13 protein-coding genes are annotated in these 17,317 nt (G+C 54.8%); 11 read left to right on the top strand and 2 right to left on the bottom strand.

The window, feature by feature from the left end:
• Window positions 1-61 precede the first annotated feature (61 nt).
• From ACTJIK_RS05225 to ACTJIK_RS05235, 3 genes are read left to right on the top strand one after another with little or no spacing between them, the layout of a single operon-like run.
• The gene (locus tag ACTJIK_RS05225) at window positions 62-1,828 is read left to right on the top strand and encodes an OmpA family protein (protein ID WP_440645296.1); all 1,767 of its coding nucleotides are present in this window, start codon (window positions 62-64) and stop codon (window positions 1,826-1,828) included.
• 57 nt (window positions 1,829-1,885) lie between these two features.
• Window positions 1,886-2,668 carry an ABC transporter permease gene (locus tag ACTJIK_RS05230; protein WP_440645297.1) on the top strand — a complete coding sequence of 261 codons (783 nt, stop codon included), beginning with the start codon at window positions 1,886-1,888 and terminating at the stop codon, window positions 2,666-2,668.
• Window positions 2,668-3,471 carry an ABC transporter ATP-binding protein gene (locus tag ACTJIK_RS05235; RefSeq protein WP_440645298.1) on the top strand — a complete coding sequence of 268 codons (804 nt, stop codon included), beginning with the start codon at window positions 2,668-2,670 and terminating at the stop codon, window positions 3,469-3,471. Before ACTJIK_RS05230 ends, ACTJIK_RS05235 begins: the two co-directional genes overlap by 1 nt.
• A 54-nt stretch (window positions 3,472-3,525) precedes the next feature.
• On the opposite strand, the gene ACTJIK_RS05240 is transcribed toward ACTJIK_RS05235, so the two are convergent.
• The gene (locus tag ACTJIK_RS05240) at window positions 3,526-3,933 is read right to left on the bottom strand and encodes a DUF4332 domain-containing protein (protein ID WP_440645299.1); all 408 of its coding nucleotides are present in this window, start codon (window positions 3,931-3,933) and stop codon (window positions 3,526-3,528) included.
• Window positions 3,934-4,056: 123 nt separating this feature from the next.
• On the opposite strand from ACTJIK_RS05240, the gene ACTJIK_RS05245 reads away from it, so the two are divergent.
• Both ACTJIK_RS05245 and bcp read left to right on the top strand, forming a co-directional pair.
• Complete coding sequence (locus ACTJIK_RS05245; RefSeq protein WP_440645300.1) at window positions 4,057-5,748, top strand: M23 family metallopeptidase; 1,692 nt, start codon at window positions 4,057-4,059, stop codon at window positions 5,746-5,748.
• Between the two features lie 7 nt (window positions 5,749-5,755).
• A complete protein-coding gene (gene bcp / locus ACTJIK_RS05250; protein WP_440645301.1) occupies window positions 5,756-7,054 on the top strand; it encodes a thioredoxin-dependent thiol peroxidase in 1,299 nt (432 codons plus the stop codon).
• A gap of 166 nt (window positions 7,055-7,220) precedes the next feature.
• Here bcp and ACTJIK_RS05255 read toward each other — a convergent pair whose 3' ends face one another.
• Entirely contained in the window at window positions 7,221-8,771 is a 1,551-nt protein-coding gene (locus ACTJIK_RS05255; RefSeq protein WP_440645302.1) for an SUMF1/EgtB/PvdO family nonheme iron enzyme, read from the bottom strand.
• Between the two features lie 193 nt (window positions 8,772-8,964).
• Between ACTJIK_RS05255 and porU the strand changes: the two genes are divergently transcribed.
• The 6 genes from porU to ACTJIK_RS05285 all read left to right on the top strand — a co-directional run bounded on the left by porU (window position 8,965) and on the right by ACTJIK_RS05285 (window position 17,294).
• Window positions 8,965-12,342, top strand: a complete 3,378-nt coding sequence (porU, locus tag ACTJIK_RS05260; RefSeq protein WP_440645303.1) for a type IX secretion system sortase PorU — start codon at window positions 8,965-8,967, stop codon at window positions 12,340-12,342.
• Window positions 12,343-12,461: 119 nt separating this feature from the next.
• The gene (gene porV, locus ACTJIK_RS05265) at window positions 12,462-13,628 is read left to right on the top strand and encodes a type IX secretion system outer membrane channel protein PorV (protein ID WP_440645304.1); all 1,167 of its coding nucleotides are present in this window, start codon (window positions 12,462-12,464) and stop codon (window positions 13,626-13,628) included.
• Between the two features lie 88 nt (window positions 13,629-13,716).
• On the top strand, window positions 13,717-14,199 hold the full coding sequence (gene ispF / locus ACTJIK_RS05270) for a 2-C-methyl-D-erythritol 2,4-cyclodiphosphate synthase (protein WP_440645305.1): 483 nt from the start codon (window positions 13,717-13,719) through the stop codon (window positions 14,197-14,199).
• Between the two features lie 32 nt (window positions 14,200-14,231).
• Entirely contained in the window at window positions 14,232-14,675 is a 444-nt protein-coding gene (gene dut, locus ACTJIK_RS05275; protein WP_440645306.1) for a dUTP diphosphatase, read from the top strand.
• A gap of 2 nt (window positions 14,676-14,677) precedes the next feature.
• Window positions 14,678-16,417 carry a tetratricopeptide repeat protein gene (locus tag ACTJIK_RS05280; protein WP_440645307.1) on the top strand — a complete coding sequence of 580 codons (1,740 nt, stop codon included), beginning with the start codon at window positions 14,678-14,680 and terminating at the stop codon, window positions 16,415-16,417.
• A 43-nt stretch (window positions 16,418-16,460) separates the two neighbouring features.
• The gene (locus ACTJIK_RS05285) at window positions 16,461-17,294 is read left to right on the top strand and encodes a DUF4292 domain-containing protein (RefSeq protein WP_440645308.1); all 834 of its coding nucleotides are present in this window, start codon (window positions 16,461-16,463) and stop codon (window positions 17,292-17,294) included.
• The last annotated feature ends 23 nt before the right edge of the window (window positions 17,295-17,317 follow it).

Here is a 17,317-nt window from a genome sequence, read left to right on the forward strand (position 1 = left end):
CGGCGGTATAACTGGAACGTATAAACGATCATTCAAAAACAACCTGTAAACCAAACAAACTATGGCAATCAAAGTAAAACCCGGTGGTAAAGTATTAGGTATCCTCCTGATCCTTGGCGGCATCTACGCCGGTAAAGTGCTCTGGTGGGACAAACGCCCCCAGGAAGCAAAAGCTTCCACCGAAATCGGTAAAGTAAGCCTGCCCGACGCGCCTGAAGCGTCGCTGACCGGCAATGCTACCAAGCTGGAACTTCCCTCAGCCGAAGAAGCCGCCAACGGCGGTACCAAAGTGAGCTGGAAGATCATGGCCTGGAACTCACAGTTCCCCCTGATGTATGCCAACGGCGGCCCGAAAACCACCAAAGGCTCACTGGTAGACAAAGCAAATATGCAGATCGAAGTGGTTCGCCAGGACGACTGTAACAAATCCGTTGCGGACATGGTGAAATTTGCCCAGGACTACAAGGCAAACCCCAACACCACCGGCGTGTTCGCCTCCTTCATGGGCGATGGTATGCCGATGTTCTTTGCCGCGCTGGCCAAGGAACTGGAGCCCCTCGGCCCAGAATACCAGCCGATCGCTTTCTACAGCATGGGTAAAAGCTATGGTGAGGACAAGCTGATGGGCCCCGCCGAATGGAAGGTGGACCCGAAGAGCGCCCTCGGTAAAACCGTAGCCTGCGTACTGCGCGACGGCGACATGAACATCCTGGTGAAATGGGCGGGCGACAACGGCCTGCGCGTGAACCCCGATGAGACCTCCTTTGACCGGAACGCCATCAACCTCATTGCCGCCAACGACTTCCTGGACGCCGCCAACAAATACATTGCCGGCTATTCCGAAAGCCGCAAGCTGGTTGAGAACGGCAAGAAGATCGCGAAAGACACGACAGTAGGCGTAGACGGTGTTGCAACCTGGACGCCCGGCGACGTGAACATCGCCCAGAAAAAAGGCGGCCTGATCAACATCGCCACCACGCGTGAATATGCCGCGCAGATGCCGAATATCACGATCACCATCAAGAAGTTCGCGAACGATCACAGGACCGATATCGAGAACCTGATCATGGCGCTGGCCCAGGCCGGCGACCAGGTGCGCTCCTTCACCGACGCCAAGCAGTTCGCGGCAGACGTTTCCGCGAAAGTGTATAACGAGCAGAACGGCGCTTACTGGCTGAAATATTACAACGGCGGCGAAGAAAAGGACGCGCAGGGCGTGAACATCCATCTCGGCGGTTCCATGGCCTACAACCTGGCTGACGCTGCGAACATGTTCGGCCTCGGCGACGACAAGCTGGACCGTTACAAGATCGTATACGGCACCTTCGGCGACATCCTCGTGAAAATGTACCCTGAGCTGGTGCCTTCCTACCCGGTGTACAACAAGGTGGTGGACAAATCCTTCCTGGCTTCCGTGGTGAGCAATCACCCCGAGCTGCTGACCGGTACCGCCATCAAGGAGCAATATGCTACCGAGATCACCAAGGAAGTATCTTCCAAATCAGTACAGGTGCAGTTTGAGACCGGCAGCGCCATCATCAAACCTGAATCTTACGCCGTGCTGGACGATATCCTGAAAAGCGCCGTAGTGGCCGAAGGCCTGAAGCTGGGCATCTACGGGCATACGGACAACGTGGGCAACGACGCTTCCAACATGAAGCTCTCCAACGAACGCGCCGAGTCCGTAAAGGCTTACCTCCAGGGTAAAGGTCTTGCCGCTGCAAGGCTCGAATCCAAAGGATTTGGTGCCACCAAACCCGAAGAGGACAACAGCACTGCCGCCGGCCGCGCCAAGAACCGCCGTGTGCAGATCGTGCTGGGTAACTAATCTTTCTTTTCCAATGCCGGCTGCATTCGTGCGGCCGGCATTGTTACAAACCTGCTCATGAATAAACTCAAAGCAATATTTGAACCGCTGCGGATGCTGGACAAACGGACCATGACCATCCTGCTGGTAGCGGAGGCGGTGATAGCCCTGCTGGTATGGCAATTGAGCGGCGGCGGGCTCATACCCACGCCGGACAAGGTGTTGAAAGCCATCGGCACCATCTTCACAATGCCTGATTTTATTGACAACCTGTTTGCCAGCATTACGCTCACCGTAAAAGGCATGGGCATTTCCATCATCATCGCCCTTATTATCAGCTACCTGTCCATCGTGCCGTTCTTCCAGCCCATTGCCAGGTTCGTGATCAAATGCCGTTACCTGACGCTGACGGGCCTCATTTTCCTGTTCACCCTGCTCACGCAGAACGGCGGGCAGCTGAAGCTGAGCCTGCTGATCTTCGGTATCGTGCCTTTCTTCGTAACCTCGCTGCTGGGTGTGATAGAGAACATCAACAAGCAGGAATTCGAGCTTTGCACCACCCTGCGCATGAACAGCTGGCAGAGCCTCTGGGAAGTGATCATCGTGGGCCGGCTGGACCAGGTGTTTGAAGTAATGCGGCAGAACTTTGCCATCGCATGGCTGATGATCACCTCCGTGGAAGGCCTGAGCATGAGCCAGGGCGGCCTCGGCGTAATGCTCATCAAAGCCAACAAGTATGTGCAGCTGGATATCGTGTTCGGCACCCTGCTGATCATTTTTGTATTGGGCATCTTTTTCGATTTTATCCTGGGGCTTTTCCGCCACTGGTTATTCCCTTACACTAAACTGCATACCCGCTGATGAACGCATATAGCAAAAACAAAGTGCTGCTGAGCGCCGAGAACATCCACCTGCAATACGGCGAAAAAAAGATCCTGCGGGACGTGAATTTCCAGGTCCACGACATCCAGCGCGAGGGCGTGCAGCAGGGCCAGGTAGTGGCGCTGATAGGCAGAAGCGGCATCGGTAAAACGCAGCTGTTCAAAACCCTGTCCGGCCTCATACAGCCCACGGAAGGAGTGGTGAGGATCGGGGAAGACCAGCATCCCGTAAAAGCAGGCCAGGTGGGCATCGTGCCGCAGAACTACATCCTGTTCAACCATCGCAGCATTTACCGCAACCTCAGGATCGGGCTGGACAATTCAGGCGTGACCCTCACCGAAGAAGAAAAAAAACGAGTGATCCACGACTATGCAGAAACTTTCGAGCTGACGGAGCACCTGAACAAATACCCCGCCCAGCTGAGCGGCGGCCAGCGCCAGCGCGCGAGCATCATCCAGCAGGTGCTGACGGGCAATAAATTCATCCTGCTGGACGAGCCTTTTTCAGGGCTGGACATCCTGATGGTGGACAAAGTGATAGCACTGCTCCTGAAAGTGTCTACCCTGAGCGAGCACAACACCCTCATCATCGTAAGCCACGACATCGAGAATGCCACGGCTGTGGCGGATACCGTGTGGATATTGGGCAACGAGGAAGGGAAGGTTGGGGCTACCATTAAAAAAGAATACGACCTGTGCGAAATGGGCCTTGCATGGCAACCGGAGATTCGCACAGATCGCAGGTTTGTGGAGCTGATCAGTGAAATTAAAAAACAGTTGTAGGTTGATATCAGCTGAAAAGCGGGACCGGTATTTTCCGGCCCCGCTTTTCTTATTTTAGTAGGTAAGCACAGGCTCCAGGTCTCTCGCCTGGTCTATCATCCCTGTTATTTCAGAAAGGGTAGGCACCCTGCCGCTGAGGTTCTTGAGCGCGTTCAGCTCGGTCACCTTTGCGTGCAGGTTCTCGGGGTTGCGGTTGCGCAGTTCCTTCACCGTATCCACCCCGGCGGCTTCCAGCAGCTCGGCAAACTGGTCACCCACGCCGTTGATGCGCATGAGGTCCGCATGGTTCACCCAGGTGAGTATCAGTGGTTCCGGTATACCGGTGGATTCAGACAGCCTGCTGCGGCCGGATTTGGTGCCGCCGTCTTCCAGCAGTTTAGCCACAGTATTGATGCCGATGCCTATCAGCTTGCTTGCGTAATTGGGGCCTATCCCCTGGATCTCTTGAATCGGATAGCTCATAAGAATTGTTTTAGCAGTTCGGAAATTAACGAAAACGCATAACCTGCCCGAAAAAAATATGTTAAATCGTGGTGAATCAGGTAAAATGGCCGGCTAAAACCGCATAACTATTACATTTGCAGGATGAAAAGATCGATCGCATTATTGCTTTTGTTACCGCAACTGCTCAAAGCGCAAGAACTTCCGGAAAAACACTACCCGAAAGGATATTTCAGGAACCCGCTGAATGTGCCGATAGAGCTGGCGGGGAATTTCGGTGAACTGCGGCCCAACCACTTCCATTCCGGGCTCGACCTCAAGACCCAGCAGCGGGAGAACCTTCCCGTGCATGCCGCGGCTGAAGGGTATGTAAGCCGCGTTGGCGTGAGCCATCTCGGCTTCGGCAACGTGCTTTACATCACCCACCCGAATGGTTACACGACCGTTTACGCCCACCTGAACAAATTTTATCCCCTGCTGGACGAATACGTTACCCGCAAACAATATGAACTGGAATACTGGTCGGTGGACCTGGTGATACCCCCCAACCTTTTCCCCGTGAAAAAAGGCGAATTCGTGGCCTGGAGCGGCAATACCGGCGGCTCTGCCGGCCCGCACCTGCACTTCGAAATAAGGGATTCCAAAACCGAGAAACCGCTGAACCCCATGCTTTTCGGTTTCAGCATACCCGATACGCGGGCCCCGGAAATATCGCGCATCGTGGTGTACGACCGCAACCGCAGCCTGTACGAGCAAACGCCCGTGACCATACCCGTGAAACGCACCAAATCGGGCGATTACGTGGCGTCGAAGCCGCTGGTAAAAGTATCCACCAACAGGGTTGGCCTGGGCCTCAGCGCTTTGGACCGCCAGAGCAATTCCCCCAACCCCAACGGCATCTACGAAGCCCTGCTGATCCGCGACGGGCAGGTGGATTGCGGTTTCCAGCTGGATAATATCGGGTACGACGAAACACGGTACCTCAACGCCCATATCGATTACAAGCTGAAAAAAGGCGGTGGGCCTTATGTGCAGCTGTTGTTTGCGCTGCCCGGCAACCGCCTGGACATATACCACGACCTGGCCGGCGATGGCATCATCGACCTGTCTGACAGGCAGCCCCACCCCGTAACCCTGCGGGTGACCGATGCCTATGGCAACAGGTCGGAGGTGAAGCTGACGCTGCAGCAGGAAAGCGGGGCCGCTCCCGTGCCGGTGTGCGCGAACCGTATGTACACCGAAAGCCGCAATATTTTTGAGAACAACCAGGTGGAGTTTTTCCTTGAAGAAGGCAGCCTGTACGACGACATATGTTTCCGTTTCGTGGAATTGCCCAATGCTACTGCGTTTTCCAATACATACCGCCTGCATACCGCGTTGGTACCGGTGCATTATAATTTCGGGCTGCGCATCAAACCCACCAAACCTGTGCCCGCGGAATGGAACGACAAGATGGTGATCGTACGGAAAGGCCTGGGTGAAAGCATTTCAGCCGCAGTGCCGGAGAACGGCTGGTTCAAAGGCACCTTCCGCGACCTGGGGGATTTTTACCTGGCAGTGGATACCATCGCGCCGCGCGTGGCGGTTATCGGCGCCGTAAAACCGAACGCAAACCTTTCAAAAGCAACGAGAATCGCATTTTCCATGAACGATGCCAGCGGCATCAAATCCTACAGGGCGGAATTAGATGGAAAATGGTTGCGTTTATCGCGAAAAAGTAATGTACTTTCTTATAACTTTGATGAGCATTGTCCGCCCGGTAACCATACGCTGACGTTAACCGTTACCGACATTGCCAACAATCAAACCACATATACTTTACCGTTTAAACGCTAGTAAAACCATGACGCACCTCAAAGAAGGGGATATTGCCCCCGCATTTGCCGCCCTGGACCAGCATGGCAATACTGTTTCGCTGGCCGATTTCAAAGGAAAAAAAGTGATCCTTTACTTCTATCCTCACGACATGACCCCCGGCTGTACCACCCAGTCGTGCAACCTCCGGGATCACTACTCGCAACTGTTAAGGAGAGGCTATGCGGTGATAGGCGTGAGTGAAGATGACCAGAAGAGCCACAAAAAATTTGCGGACAAGTATGAGCTGCCTTTCCCCCTGCTGGTAGACGAGAGCCATACCATCCTGAACGACTATGGCGTTTGGGGCGAAAAGACCTTTATGGGCCGCACATACGACGGTACGCACCGCACTACTTTCCTGATAGACGAAGAGGGAAATATCGCACACATCATTCACACCCCCAACAATGGCGATCACGCGCGTGAGATCATTGAGCTGTGGGAAGGAGATACAGAAGGCTGGGAACCGGTGGTAAGGCCGGAAGATCCATCCACAGAAGCAGAACCCGTGGAAGAAGAAGCGGAAGAAGCAGATGAACTGGACGACCAGGAAGACGGCGTGGAAGTGGAGATGGATATTGTAGACGATGATGATGATGATGATGAAAATGATGAAGAGGATGACGATGTAGAAGCAGATGAACCCGCCGCCGTGGCGCCCACCCCGGCGCCCAAGGCGAAAACCGCGCCGAAAGCAAAAGCTAAAACCGCAGCAAAAACGCCGGCTGCACCTAAGGCCAAAGCGAAAGCTGCTCCTAAGGCAAACGCTGCTGCAAAAGCGAAAGCAGGGGCGAAGGTCGCTCCCAAGGCCAAAGCCAAGACCGCAGCCAAAGCCGCTCCTAAAGCGAAAGCTAAAACAGCCGCAAAGGCTAAGACCGCAGTGAAAGCCAAGCCGGCCAAAAAAGCCGCTACGCCCAAAGCTAAGACCGCTGTAAAAGCCAAACCGGCTAAAAAAGCGGCCGCCAAAAAGGCCACTGCACCCAAAGCAAAAGCTAAAACAGCTGCAAAGGCAAAAGCAGCTACCAAAGCGAAAGCCAAAGTAACCGCTAAAAAGGCCGTTCCCAAAGCGAAAGCAAAAACAGCCGCTAAAGCCAAAGCTGCTCCGAAGGCGAAAGCTAAGACCGCGGCAAAGGCCAAAATAGCGCCCAAGGCTAAAGCAAAAACAGCCGCCAGGGCAAAGGTTGCTCCTAAGGCAAAAGCGAAGGCTAAACAGGCCGTAAAAGCGAAGCCGGCTCCGAAGGCGAAAGCTAAAACCGCCGCAAAAGGAAAAGCGAAGAAACGCTAAGCGATAACCAGATATTCAAAGAAGCCGTCCCGGAATACCCGGGGCGGCTTTTAATTTACACCCGGAGTACACAGCCAGATCTCTGCATATGGATCAAACCGTCCCGAAATAAAAAGAGGCCGTCCCAATGAGACGGCCTCTTTTTATGTAAAACAGTTCGCTGTTGTTATCGTTTCTGGCGTTGTGAGCGGAACACGTTACCGGTCTTGAACTTGTTACCCTCGGGGCTGCCCACACGGTCCATCGCGCAGCGGAAGCCCACTGTGTTGGTAGCCATGTCTTCCTGCATGTAGCGGCGGTTGCCGGGGGAAAGCCAGTAAGCACGGTCGTTCCAGCTGCCGCCTTTCACCACGCGGGATTTGTCGTTGATCAGCGTGGTTACGCCGTAGCCGTATTCAACCAGGGACAGGCTGTCACCATCCAGGTAGTTGATCACGTCGCCTTTCTGGTAGTTCAGGCGGCTGGCGGATTCTTCGTCGGTCACATCGCGCATTTTCAGGGCGCCCAGGCTGTCTTTTTCGAATTCTTTTTCAGCATTCTGGTAAACAGTCTGGAATTTGTTACCGCGGAAGTAGTTGAAGTCGTCGCCGTCGATGGTGGTCAGCGGGCGGTAAACGTCGTTCACCCACTCGCTCACGTTGCCTGACATGTTATAGATACCGAAAGTGTTCGGGAAATAAGAACGTACAGGTGCGGGAATGGATGCACGGTCGTTCAGGCCGCCGGCCATACCCATGTTGTCGCCGGAGCCGCGTTTGAAGTTCGCCAGGAACTGGCCCTGCCAGTTGCCGCGGCGGATGTCGCGCAGGCCGCTGTTGTTCGTGCCCCAGGAATAGATCTGCTTGTTGAGGATCAGCTCTTCACCGCGTTTGCCTTCTTTTTTGGAAGGGCTCGGGTTCTGACCGATGTAACCCAGTGCAGCGTATTCCCACTCAGCCTCGGTAGGCAGGCGGTAGGCAGGCAGCATGATGCCGTCTTCGAACTGGGCACCGCGGGGAGAGCCGTCGGGATTGCTGAACTGCTTCTTCGCGGTTTTGCTCATTTTACCGGGAGTGCCTTCGTAAAGGCCCGCCATGTAAGATTTGCTGTCGAAAGTATTATCGTCCGCCTGGTTCATGATGTCTGCTTTAGACAGCAAACCGGCGTCCATGAGGAGCTTTTCGTTCACACGGTTGGAGCGCCATTTGGCGTAATCCGTAGCCTGCTTCCAGGTAACGCCCACCACCGGGTAGTCGTTGTAAGCCGGGTGGCGGAAATAATATTCCACCAGGGGCTCGTTGTAAGCCAGCTCGCTGCGCCATACCAGGGTATCGGGCAGTGCGCCGCGGTATACGTCCGGGAAAGATTCGCCGTACATGCGGGTGAGCCAGTACAGGTACTCGCGGTAGTTCACGTTGGATACTTCATTCTCATCTATATAGAAAGAAGACACCGTGATACGGCGGGGTATGTTGTTCCAGTCCATCATGACGTCCTGCTCGGTGGCGCCCATTGCGAATGTGCCGCCCGTAACGAACACGAGACCGGGACCGGTGAATTGGTCTTTACTCTTGGCAACGGAGAAACCACCCATTTTTGGGTCATTATAGCTCCAGCCGGTAGCGGAAGAGGATTCTTTCTTCTTCCCGAAAAGGCCGCCGCCGTTCTTACTACAGGCCGACATGGACAACATCACACCGGTGCCTACAATCAAGGATAAGGAGGTTAATCTGCGCATGCGATAACAGCTTTTGATCGATACAATTTAGGTATTCAATTAAGTAAACGCAAATGTAATTCTTTTTATTTTATAACAAAATTAATTAATCTGTAATGTAATAACCCTAAAAGTTTACCGGGAACAGTCCCCAGGTTGCGAAATATCCTGTAATACATTAGGTTTGTGTTGAATACAAACCCTGCCATTCTTTATGAACCGTTCCCGCTTTGCCCTTTGCGCTATCCTTTGCCTGCTTTGCGGGGCCGGGCGGGTTATGGCCCAGCGTACTTACGCGGCCCGTTCGGTACTGGCAGACGGCAGCTGGTACAAGCTGGCCGTAAAAGAAACCGGGGTCTATAAGATAGACGCCGCGCAACTCCAGTCCATGGGCATTTCCACCGCCAACCTCGCTTCCGGTTCCATCCGCCTCTTCGGCAACGGGGGAGGAATGATCCCGGAAGATAATTCCATCGCCCGGCCAGATGATCTTTTGCAGAACGCCATTTGGGTGGCAGACGGGGGCGATGGCCTATTTAACGGCAACGACTACCTTTTATTTTACGCCCCTGGGCCCCACCGCTGGCAGCGGGACGGCAGCGGGTACTACCATACCGCCCATCTCTATTCAGACTCAGCCTGTTACTTCCTGAATATCGCTCCCGGCGGGCAACGGATAATTTCGGACCCGGGTATGCCCGCGGCCACGCAGACCGTAACTGCTTATGATTTTCAAACGGTCCACGAAAAAGACGAGGTGAATATCCTTTCCAGCGGCAAACAATGGTTCGGGCCGGTGTTCAGCACTATTCCCGGCGGCGTCACCGAAAGGAGCTATACGCTGGAAGCGCCCGCGGGGCTTACAGAAGCCCGGTTGCGTATCAGGCTGGCGGCCCGCAGCATGGCCGGGGCCCGGTTCGACCTGGGATTGAACGGCACGGCGCTGCGCTCGTTCCTGCCGCCGCCCGTGAACGGGAATATTTTTGACACCTACGCCAGCACGGTTACCGAGCGTTTTACGACAGCCGGTGGCGGGAATTATACCCTGAAATTCACCGGCAATTCCAGCGCCCAGGGCTGGCTGGACTTCATATCCCTGGAAGGCCGCGCCCCGCTTGTTCTGCCGGCACAGGGCGCGTTGCTGTTCCGTGACTCCCGCAGCACGGGCACCGGGCAAACCGCCGGATTCGGGCTGGCTAACGGTACCGCGCAAACGATGGTTTGGGACGTGACCCTGCCGCATCAGCCGGTAAAGCTCCAGGCTACGCTCACCGGCGGCACGCTCCGTTTTTCGAGGGATGCATCCGTTACCCGCGAATACGCCGCCTTCAACCCGGCCGCGCTGCCTGCGCCGCTGTACATAGGCCCTGTGCCGAACCAGGACCTGCATGGCCTTTCCGCCGTCGGTATGCTTATTATCACGCCTTCCGCTTTCCAGTCCGCCGCCGCCCGCCTGGCCGCCTGGCACCGGGAGGCCCATGGCCTGCAGGTGCATGTGGTGCCCACGGAACTGGTCTGGAACGAATTCGGCTCCGGCATTGCAGACCCTGCCGCGCTGCGCGATTTCCTGAAAATGCAGCACGACCGTGGCGGGCTGAGATACGTGCTGTTATTCGGCCGCGCATCTTACGACTATAAGAACCGGGTGCGGAACAATACGAACTTCGTGCCCGCCTGGCAAAGCGACAACTCCCTGCACGGCATCAACAGTTATGTGTCCGACGACTTTTATGGTTTCCTGGGCGACCAGGACGACATCAACGGCAACGGCGCCCTGCTGGATGCGGCGGTTGGCCGCCTGCCCGTCAGAACCTTGCAGGAGGCGGACGTGGCAGTGAATAAGATCATACAATACAATACCCCGGCGGGCTTTGGTCCATGGCGGCAGGAAATGACCTTCGTGGCGGACGATGAGGACGGCAACCTGCACCTTGAAGACGCCGAGACCGTGAGCAATATCATTACGCAGGAAGAAAGCCCGTTCAATACCGGCAAGCTTTACCTGGATGCGTTCCCCCAGGTGTCTACCACCGCCGGAAGCCGCTACCCCGCTGTGAATGAGGCCATTCGCCAGCGCATGTACAGCGGCAACCTGGTGTGGAATTACACTGGTCACGGCAGCTTCAACCGGCTGGCAGAAGAGGCCATAGTGGAAGAAAGCGCCATCGACGGCTGGCAGAATGCGGGCAGGCTGCCCCTGATGGTGACGGCCACCTGCGACTTCGCGCCTTTCGACAACCCGGATCTCCATTCACTGGGCGAGAGGCTGCTGATGCGGGAGAATGGCGGGGCCATTGCGCTGATGACCACCACCCGCGCCGTGTTTGCCTATTCCAACCTTGTGATGAACGCCAATTACTTCCGCCGGGCCTTCAGTGCCGGTGCGGGCGGTATAATGCCCACGCTGGGCGAGGGCGCCATGCTGGCGAAAAATGATACCTATGCCCAGAACGGGGATGTGATCAATAACCGGAAATTCCAGCTGCTGGGCGACCCAGCAATGCCGCTGGCCTTCCCGAAATGGCGGGTGACCACCGATTCGCTGAACGGCAGGGAGATACAGGCCACCGATTCGCTAAAGGCGCTGGGGAAATACACCATTGCCGGCAGCGTGAGGGATGGATCAGGGAATCTCCGGGGCAATTACAATGGCATGGTGGATGTGACCGTGTACGACAAACCCGCCGCCCGCAATACCCGCGGCAACGACCCGAGCAGCAGCGCGGCAAGTTTCAGTGTGCAGGACCGTATACTTTTCCGTGGCCGCGATACCGTACAGAACGGGCGTTTCCGCTTCACTTTCATTGTGCCGAAGGACATGAGCCAGGCAGACGGCAATGCCCGCCTGAGCTTTTATACCAGCAACACGACCGAAGACGGCGGTGGTTTTTATAACCGCCTGGCAGCCAACGGTACCGCGCCCGATGCGCCGGAAGACCGCGAAGGCCCGGTGATCAGCGCCTGGATGAACGACCGTGGCTTCACCAGCGGCGACATCACCCATGAGAACCCGCTGCTGCTCATCAACCTGCGCGACCCCGGCGGCATCAACGCCACCGGCAACGGCATCGGGCATGATATTACCGCCATCCTGGACGACAGCACGCAGTTCTTCATTCTCAACGAGTTCTATGAAGCCCTGCCCGGCGATTTCCGGGAGGGGAACATCCGTTTTCCCATGGCAGGGCTGGCGCCGGGGGAACATACCCTTACCATCCGCGCCTGGGATAGCTTCAACAATTCCACCACCATTAACATCCGGTTCACAGTAATTCCCAAATCCTCGCTGGCAGTGGAGAAAGTGGGCAATTTTCCCAATCCGTTCCGGGGGCAGACGCGCTTTATATTCTATCATAACCAACAAGGCGCTGATGTTGATGTTGTTATACGTATCTTTACAGCCGCCGGCCAGATCGTGAGCACTATCCGGCGTACAATAAATACGGCAAATGGCCGTTATGATGGCGTCTCGTGGAATGGCACGGCCGACGCAGGATCGAGAGTGACCCCTGGCATCTACTTTTACCAAATCGTTGTAAGGGCTAAGGATAATACTCAAAAAGTATTCGGAGGACAACTTATATTATTATAATGTATAGATTAAAAATTGACTATATTTGAAAAAATAATATTATACGTTGCTCGCCCTTTACTTGGATTTAATAAATTAGACATTATTTTTACGTTTAAGCTAACTAAATAAAGTATTGCATGTTTTCCAGGATAACGACAGTTGTTATTTGCATTTTCTCCCTGTTCCTATGCCAGCGTACTTACGCTCAAATAGATCCATCGGTTCCCGTTGACGGCAGGCAGAATGTAATCAGCACGGCTGTTCCTTTTTTAAGAATATCCCCGGATGCCCGCAGCGGCGCACTTGGCGACGCGGGCATTGCCATGTCGCCAGATGCCAATTCCGTATACTGGAACTTTTCCAAACTTCCCTTCGCCAAACAGAAATCGGCCGTTGCCGTAACCTACACGCCCTGGCTGAAAGAGCTGGTGAGTGATGTGTTCCTGGCGCAGGTGGCGGGTTATACGCAGATAGACGAATTGCAGACCATCGGCGGTTCTCTCCGTTACTTTTCCCTGGGCGACATCGAGTTCAGGAACAGCAATGGCCAGTTCGACGGTAACTTCCGCCCCCGTGAATGGGCGTTCGATGCCGGTTATGCCCGCAAGCTCAGCGATAACTGGAGCCTCGCGGTAGCGCTCCGTTATATCCACTCCAGCCTTGCTTCCGGTACGATAGACAACCAGCCTATCAGGCCCGGGCGCTCCGTGGCGGCGGATCTTTCCGGTTTTTATACCAAGGATTTTGAAAACAACAACGGGGGAAATAACAATTTCAGCTTCGGTTTTGCCCTCACTAATATCGGCCAGAAGATTTCCTACACGCAATCCGCGCAAAAAGACTTTCTGCCCACCAACCTTGGTATCGGCGCGGCATACACGATCGGCCTCGACGAATACAACAAGGTGACCTTCATGCTGGACGTGAACAAGCTGATGGTGCCCACACCGCAGTACCAGGGCGATACCATGCTGGTGTATCCTGACAAAAGCGTGCTGGAAGGCATGTTTTCCTCCTTCGGCGATGCGCCGGGCGGAATGAAGGAAGAGCTGCATGAGCTGATGTATTCAATAGGCGGCGAATACTGGTACAACGACCTGTTTGCAGTGCGCGCGGGTTATTACAACGAGCATGCCACCAAAGGCAACCGCAAATACTTTACTGCCGGCATCGGCGTCAAATACAACATCTTCGGGCTCAACTTCTCCTACCTGGTGCCCTCCGGTACGGGGATCCAGCGCAACCCGCTGTCTAACACGCTGCGCTTCACGCTCAGCTTCGACATCGGTTCCAATGAAGAATAGAACGTATCTTTGCCATAACTGATAGTTAAATAAATCCTCCGAAGCAATGGGGGATTTATTATTTTACGGGTCTGCTAAATAAACGAATATGAGCAAGTTAAGGATCGGATTAGGCGTGGATTTTCATCAACTGGTGCCGGACAGGGATTTCTGGCTGGGCGGCGTATTGGTGCCGCACACCAAAGGCGCGCTGGGCCACAGCGATGCGGACGTGCTGCTGCATGCCATCTGCGACGCGATGCTGGGCGCTGCCAGCCTCGGAGATATCGGGGTGCATTTCCCGGATACGGATCAGACCTATAAGAATATCGACAGCAAAATATTACTGGCCCGCACAGTGGAGCTGATCGCACAAAAAGGCTACAGCGTGGTGAACGTGGATGCGTCCCTTTGCCTGCAGGCGCCCAAGATCAAACCATATGTTCCCGCCATGCAGGAAGTGATCGCGCGGCACCTGGGCGTGACCGTGGAAGAAGTGTCCATCAAAGCCACCACTACCGAAAAGCTCGGCTTCGTGGGGCGTGAAGAAGGCGTGGTGGCCTATGCCACCGTGCTGCTGGAAAAGCAATAACTGATTTATAGATAACTGTTTACCTTTGTTCAATGGCTGATATTCAAGTAAAGATCATCAATCGCTCGGCAAACCCTTTGCCTTCATATGCCACGGCAGACGCCGCCGGCATGGACCTGCGCGCCAACCTGGAAGCTGCCATCACCTTGCAGCCGATGGAACGCACCCTGGTACCTACCGGCCTTTTCATGGAACTGCCGGCGGGTTTTGAAGCACAGGTGCGCCCGCGCAGCGGCCTCGCCATCAAGCAGGGCCTTACCCTGCTCAATACGCCTGGCACGATAGATGCAGATTACAGGGGAGAGATCAAGATCATCATGATCAACCTCTCCACCGAACCGCAAACCATCCAGCATGGGGACCGCATTGCACAAATGGTGATCGCGCCTTTTGTGCAGGCTGCCCTGGCAGAAGTACCCGAATTGTCGGACACAGAAAGAGGAACCGGCGGGTTTGGCCATACCGGAAAATCCTGAGCATGCGTTTAACCGGAATATTCATCACTGTCACCGCGTGCATCGTTGCCGCAGCCTGTGGGAGCAATAAAAAGATTGTTTCCGCACCCGGCCCCCTGCAACAGGAGGTGATGTCTGCACGGGCAGACAGCCTGTTTTACGCCGCCCAGCGTTCCAAAATGCTCGGCGATTATAAAACGGCCATTACCCAATATTCCGATTACGTCCGCCTCAACCGCAACAATCCCACTGTTTATTACGAACTGAGCCGCCTGTTCCTGGAAGTACGCAACCCGCAGTACGCGCTGGGCTTCGCCCGCCGCGCCGCCGCGATGGACACTTCCAACAAATGGTTCCAGATGGCGCTGGCCGATGCTTTCACCGTAAACGAAATGTTCGACAGCGCGTCGATGGTTTATACCCGCCTGAGCAGGCAAAGCCCGCAGGACGAAGACCTGCTGTTCAACAAAGGCATTTCCCTTTCCAAAGCCAAGGATTATTCCCAGGCACTTGAAGTGTTCGATACGCTGGAAGCTAAGGTAGGCGTGGCCGAAGAGATCGTTTTCCAGAAGCAGCGCATTTACCTGCGGCTGAATATGGTAGACAATGCGGCCGCCGAAGTGCGGCGGCTGATAGCGCAGGAACCCGGCGAGCTCCGCTACTGGGGCCTGTTGGCGGAGATATACGAATCCGTGGAGCGCACGAAAGACGCGAGGGCCGTGTATGATACCATCCTCAGCATAGACCCCCAGCACCCGCGCGCGCTGATCGCCATTGCGAACTTTGAAAAGAAGAACGGCAACGAACCGCAATACCGCGCATACCTCATGAAGGCATTCAGCAACCCGGGCTACAGCATAGACGAAAAAGTGTCTTTCGTATACCCGTACCTGCAAATGCTGGAAACAGACACCAGCAAGCGCGACGAAGGCATCCTGCTCACGAAGCTCGTTGTGGACGCACATCCCAACGAAGCGAAAGCATACGCACTCCGCGCAGACATGTTCTCGCAGGCAAACGAGGCAGACAGCGCCATCGTGAATTACAACAAGGCCCTTTCGCTGGACAGTACGCGCTTCAGCGTTTGGTACCAGCTGATGTGGATGTATTCCCGGGCGGACCAGCCGGATTCCCTGCTGCGTGTAAGCGATCACGTTATCCGGCAGTTCCCGAAAGAGTTCATGGGCTATTATTTCAACGGCCTTGCCAATTATTTCAAGCAGCGCCACGATGCCGCCGCGCGTTCCCTCAACACCGCCCTCGTTATTGGCGGGGAAAAACGGTTCGTGGGCGACGTATACGCCCTGCTGGGAGACACCTATCACGCCAGCGGCATGCATGCCCGCAGCGACAGCTGTTACGACATGGTGCTGAGCATGCGCCCGAAGGATCATATCGTGATGAACAATTACAGCTACTACCTGTCTATGCGGGGCGACAAGCTGGAAAAAGCCGAGCAGCTCAGCCGCCGTTCGCTGGAACTGCAGCCTGAAAGCCCCACCTACATGGACACTTACGCCTGGATACTTTTCCGCCTGGGCCGTTATAAAGAAGCAAAAGAATGGATCGAGAAAGCGCTGGAAAACCCGGAGGCCCGGCAGGACCCGGATGTGCTGGAGCACTACGGGGATATTCTTTTTAACCTGAACGAAAAAGAAAAAGCCGTTCAGTACTGGCAGCTGGCCAAGGCCAAGGGCGCCAATTCCCATGGCCTGGCCAGGAAAATAGCAGAGAAACGCTACATCAGGAACATGGACCGCTGAGTGCACGCATTCACCGGTGAATCATAAAACTATTACACGCACAATGAAGCAAAAAGCAGTACTACAGCTTGTTACATGTCTGGTCAGCCTGGCTTTATTCAGCTGCCGCTCTACAAAGATCACGCGCGCCACTTTCCCTTCAGATACTTCCGCGCCGCGTAATACCGCCGATTCACCCGACCGGGAAAAAGAGCTGGCCCTGGCGCGCAGCATCCATGAAAAAGTGAATGCCAACCGTTTGGAATACACGACCTTTTCCGCTGAAATGAAAATGGATTACGAGGATGACAAGGGGAAGAAAATGAACAACCTTGGCGTGAACATCCGCATGCACTACGACAGCGTCATCTGGATCCGCGTGTCCGGCCCGCTGAACGTGGAGGGCGCCCGCATCCTCGTTACCAGGGACAGCATCAAGATCATCAATAAAATGGAAGGCACCGTTACCCTCCGCAGTGTGAGCCAGGGTAAAGAACTGCTGAAAATGGACCTCAGCCTTTCCGCGCTGCAGGACCTTATCGTGGGCAACCCCGTGTTCCTTTCCGATTCCATCAGCAATATCGTCACCACGCCGTCCATCATTTCCTTTACTTCTTTACAGTCCGAGCTGGTGAGCATGTTCAATATCTTTGCTGACGACTTCGTGATACAGCAATGCAAGATCACTGAAAAAGACAGTACCAAGGCGGATCCGCGCGTGGTGGAGCTTACCTATGGCGATCATAAGCCGGTGGAAAACAAAAAGATGGCCTTCCAGCGGAAGATCTACGTGGAAGAAAAGAACGTGGTGAAAGTAGCGCTGGATTTCAAGAAGATGGAGCTGAACAAACCGCTCACGTATCCCTTTACCATTCCTCCAAGCTACACCCGCGAGTAAACAATTTCGTTGTATATTTAACG

Source organism: Chitinophaga sp. 22620 (genome assembly GCF_052044405.1).
GTDB lineage: Bacteria > Bacteroidota > Bacteroidia > Chitinophagales > Chitinophagaceae > Chitinophaga.